3 protein-coding genes are annotated in these 4,239 nt (G+C 36.3%); all 3 read left to right on the plus strand.

The window, feature by feature from the left end; genetic code table 11:
* Window positions 1-274: 274 nt before the first annotated feature.
* On the plus strand, window positions 275-1,894 hold the full coding sequence (locus R3333_RS12800; protein ID WP_318959167.1) for a tetratricopeptide repeat protein: 1,620 nt from the start codon (window positions 275-277) through the stop codon (window positions 1,892-1,894).
* Window positions 1,895-2,000: 106 nt separating this feature from the next.
* Entirely contained in the window at window positions 2,001-3,542 is a 1,542-nt protein-coding gene (locus R3333_RS12805) for a T9SS type A sorting domain-containing protein (RefSeq protein WP_318959168.1), read from the plus strand.
* 120 nt (window positions 3,543-3,662) lie between these two features.
* Window positions 3,663-4,239, plus strand: a 577-nt coding sequence (locus R3333_RS12810) for a L,D-transpeptidase family protein (protein ID WP_318959169.1), incomplete at its 3' end; no start/stop codon positions are given.

The following is a 4,239-nucleotide window of genomic DNA, read 5'->3' on the forward strand; positions in this document are numbered from 1 at the left end:
CTTTGGCAATCTTATGTCCAAAAACAAATTCGAAAAAAGAGTTTTCTCGCCCGTGACTATCGCTTTAGCTCTTGGATGCGGCTACTTGGCCTTGGTAGGTTAATACTTATGGTGAACTAAATATTTAAAATCGCTAAAGTCTACACTTTGAACTTCTTATATTTGTTGTTGTTTAACATGTGTGTACATCAACAAATGTCCAATGAAATTTCTGCTTTTACTTCTCCTTGCTTTTCTAATTTCCTCCCCAAAAAGTTGGGCTAATATAGACAGTTTGCAACTTAGTCTAGAGCAAGAGAAAAATCCTAAAAAACGAATAGACACCTACATTCTAATTGGAAAAAATTACACGCAAAAAAATGCGCAACAAGCCCTGTTTTGGTCGAACAAAGCAGAAAAGGAAGCGAAAGCCATACCCTACCAGGCAGGACTTTACGAAAGCTACAAACTCCGCAGCGAAATATTAATGGAGATGAATCAAATAGATTCATCGCTCGCATTAATTGAGTTCATCGTTGAACAAGAACTTATAGCTTCTACCCTAGAACGTGCCGACATCTATAACCTAAAGGGTGTTACCCTACTCAATGCAGGAAGAATTGAGGAAGCCATGGAGCAATTTAATTTGGCCTTAAAAATCTATCGTTCCGAAAATTCCAAAACAGGTGTATTACTCATCATGATAAACTTAGGGAATTGCTTTTATGAGGCTGGAAGAGCGCAAGAAGCTTTAAATTATTTCAAAGACGCTTACGAATTAGCGCTTGAACTAGAAGATAAAAAGAAATTTCCTGTGGCGCTTTTAAACTACGCCATGCTTTCCTTGTATTTGGAAGAAGATACTGAAAAGGTAGACCAATTATTAAAGGGCATTCAACAAAATAGCTTTATACAAGATAATGAGTATATCCTTTCTAGTTTCTACCAAAACCTGGCTGTATTTTACACACAGGTAGAAAGGTGGGGTAAAGCAGAAGAACACTATAAATTAGCACTACAAACTTTAGCTGCATCCGGACTTAGTATAGACGCTGGTATCCACTCTGGATTAGGGCAAGTTTACCTACATCAAAAAAACTATCCGCGCGCAATTGAAAATTATAACAAAGCGCTAGAGTTAAGTACCAAACATTCCCAATTTCGTTTAATTTACAATGATTTAGCACGACTCTACGCACAACTCAATAACATAGATAGTGCTGAGCACTATTGGGAACTTACCTATGAGGAAATGCGTAAACAAGAGGAAGAAAACGCTCAAGCGCTCGTACTAAAATCTAAGAACAACCTTGAACTTATAAAAAAGGAAAATGAAATTGCACTCTTGGCAGCTAATGCCAAAAGTGAACAATTACAGAAGCGCATCAACTTAGTAATTATAATTGCCTTAATTATTTTTATTGCCCTCGTTATACAAGTAGCCTACCTCATCCTTCAACGCAAAAAGAAAGAGCTTATCTTAAAAGATCAAGAACTTGAATTAAAGAAGCAAAAATTAACCAGTCTATCTCTGCGTATCAATCAAAAAAATCAAGTACTCAAAGAATTTGAAGCTACTGTTTCGAAACAAGAAGAGAAGATTTCGCCTATCGTGAATGACGCCAAAATAGCCTTAAAAAACTCTCTACGTATAGACGAAGATTGGAAGGAATTTGAACTTTACTTCAACGATTTAAATTCTGGATTTTACGATAAATTAAAAAGCTCATATCCTGACCTAACCAACAATGAATTAAAAATCTGTTCCCTTTCCAAACTCAGATTTACCTTAAAAGAGATTGCTCAAACACTTTTCTTATCCGTAGATTCTGTAAAATCTGCGCGTTACCGCATCCGAAAAAAGTTAAAAATGGAAAAGGGAGAGGATTTATCCGACTTCTTAAACCAACTGTAAAACTGATAGTTACACCTTTATTTTCTTTTTGACACCTATTGCACACCTCCTTTTTTAGGGCTTTCATTACTCAGGAAATACATTTGTTCCCAAAATAAAATTCAAAATGAAAAGAACTATGAAGGCGTTTTATCTTTCCGCATTACTCTTACTAGTGAATTGTTCCTTATTCGCACAAGAATTTAGTAAACAATTTTTTATAAACGACACTACAAGACTATATCAAGGAGGTGTAGCTGTAGCGTTAGACACCAATGAATTTACGAGTGTCGTTTTAAGTAACGATCAAGTTACAGATGGTATATTAAATCAATTTTACTTTCACTTTATTCAATCTGACACTCTGGGAAACCTACAGCAATTTATACATGTGAGAATGGCTGACACAGCCTACAACATTCACCCCTTTAACATGATTAAGCTGAACAATAATACCTTTTTAATCTCAGCTACATCTCGCCAAAAATATGGACCGAGTAACTCTAAACCAGTTCTCATTAATATGAGTGAAACCGGAAATATCTTGTGGAGTAAAAGTCTAGATGTAAGTTGCGCATCGGGTGCTAACAATAGATTACTTCAATTATCAAATGGAGATATACTCTTTGTGTACCAAGATTTCTCCCATGGTTTTAGACCTATATACTGTCTGGTTGATGAAAATGGTAACTTCAGTAATTTCAATCGATTCCCTTGGCCAAGTGTTATGCCCCGAACATTACATTTAAATGACGATGGAACTTTTGACCTAATTACAAGCAACGGAGATCTATTGAATATAGAGCAAGATCTTTCTCAAATTAACAGCAATAGAAAATACTTTAAACAAGGAGGGATTTTCTTTCATCGATTAGAGAATGGAAATTATTTAATCGCCATTATGCAAGAGTTTGGTGGAGATCCCATATTCATTATGACAGATAGTCAAGGAACTGAACTTTGGTCGAAACAAATTGCCTCTACTTTCGGACCGGTACCTATCAACTACACAACTTTTGATTTTGACTTCATTGAGGAAACTGCAGATGGAAACCTTCTTATTGGAGTACACGACATGTTCGCAAAACGACACAATTACCTCACCATCGATATGCAGGGAAATCTAATTTCTAGTAGAATTGGAAACAACGTTCTGAGTCACGCTCAACACAATGGAAATGACCAAATGTACATTTTCAACTTAGGGGACTTTCAAACCAATAATTTTATTCTTGAAAAACGTAAGTTCAATACATTTTACCCTTGTGATTATGAAGTAGAGAACGTAGTAACAGATGCCAGCGCTATGGAAATTCAGCCAGACAGTGCTTCACTTTTCCCTGTTGCAGCACCTACGGTTATTGACATCAACTTAAATGCTCAAACCGTTCCAAATGTGGTGGATTTCGGTACACTCTGTGATTTTTCTACAGCTGGAACTCAAGAAAACGAAGTACTTATCGACGTTTATCCAAACCCAACAAATGGAATCGTACACATAGAAAGTTCATCAAAAATAGTACACATTCGCGTGCGCAACGCACTCGGTCAAGAAGTTAGTGTAAGTCGTGATAGCCATTTAGACCTATCTGGTTTAGAAAATGGCATCTACCTTTTAGAAATCACGACAAATGCAGGTAGAAGTCTACATAAACTTGTTAAAGAGTAATTTAGGCTCCTTGCGCAACACTGGTTCATTCTCATGTTTTGGACCAGTGTTTTTTTCTTTTGTAAAAAAGAGCTTTGTTACTTTTTTAAAATTGTGCATTTCACTTGTAAATTCACAACTATGCGCAAGCTCTTCCCCTATACCTTATGTCTATTCTTCCTCTTTTCTTTTAATTCAGAAGGATTTAAGGAGGAACAACTCAGATATTCACGTGTGCGGCAAGCGTACAAAGAGAAAGGAAGTCTTATTCAGCAAAATTTAGACGCAAAAAACATAAAACGCAATGAACTTGAACTTTATATCCGTGCGTTTAAAACTGAAAAAACAATGGAATTATGGGGTAAGGACGACTCCTTAAATCAATTTATACTTCTAAAATCCTACACAATTTGTGAAACTTCTGGAATGCTCGGCCCTAAACGGCAACAAGGTGATTTACAAATACCGGAAGGTTATTATTATATAGACCGTTTCAATCCTTTCAGCAATTTTCACCTTTCGCTGGGTATCAATTACCCCAATGCTTCCGATAAAATTCTAGGAAATAGAAACAAATTAGGGGGCGATATTTTCATACACGGCGATTGTGTAACCATAGGCTGTTTGCCTTTAACGGATGACCTCATCAAGGAAGTTTACATCTATTGCGTGGAAGCCAAAAACAATGGTCAAACCTCCATCCCCGTAACGATATATC

This window comes from Lishizhenia sp. (assembly GCF_033720595.1).
GTDB lineage: Bacteria > Bacteroidota > Bacteroidia > Flavobacteriales_D > Crocinitomicaceae > Lishizhenia.